Origin of the sequence: Streptomyces sp. W16, assembly GCF_033194735.1 — a bacterium.
In the GTDB taxonomy this organism is placed as follows: domain Bacteria; phylum Actinomycetota; class Actinomycetes; order Streptomycetales; family Streptomycetaceae; genus Streptomyces.
In genome coordinates this window covers 1-561 of sequence record NZ_JAWOAI010001218.1, presented here as the reverse complement: position 1 = coordinate 561, position 561 = coordinate 1, and the positions used below count along the sequence as shown (strand labels likewise).

The window sequence follows — 561 nt, the reverse complement described above, 5'->3', positions numbered from 1 at the left end:
AAATCATCTCCGGGCTGCACCAGCACACCGAGGGCGAGTTCCTCGTCGACGGCGGGGCGGTGCACTTCACCACCCCGCGCCAGGCACTGGACCGGGGTATCGCGACGGTCTACCAGGACCTGGCCGTGGTGCCGCTGATGCCGGTGTGGCGCAACTTCTTCCTCGGCTCCGAGATGACGAAGGGCCCCTGGCCGTTTCGCCGTCTCGACATCGAGAGGATGAAGAAGACCGCGGACGAGGAACTGCGCAACATGGGCATCGTCCTGGACAACCTGGACCAGCCCATCGGCACCCTCTCCGGCGGCCAGCGCCAGTGCGTGGCCATCGCCCGCGCCGTCTACTTCGGCGCCCGGGTGCTGATCCTGGACGAGCCGACCGCGGCCCTCGGCGTCAAGCAGTCCGGCGTCGTCCTCAAGTACGTGGCGGCAGCGCGGGAACGGGGCCTCGGGGTCATCTTCATCACGCACAACCCGCACCACGCCTACATGGTCGGCGACCACTTCAGCGTGCTGCGCCTGGGCACCATGGAACTCTCCGCCGAACGCAGCGAGATCACCCTGG

At 67.9% G+C, this 561-nt stretch carries 1 protein-coding gene; it reads left to right on the top strand.

What is annotated here, in order from left to right; all coding sequences use genetic code 11:
• Positions 1-561, top strand: a 561-nt coding sequence (locus tag R6V09_RS54295) for an ATP-binding cassette domain-containing protein (RefSeq protein ID WP_317888706.1), incomplete at both ends; no start/stop codon positions are given.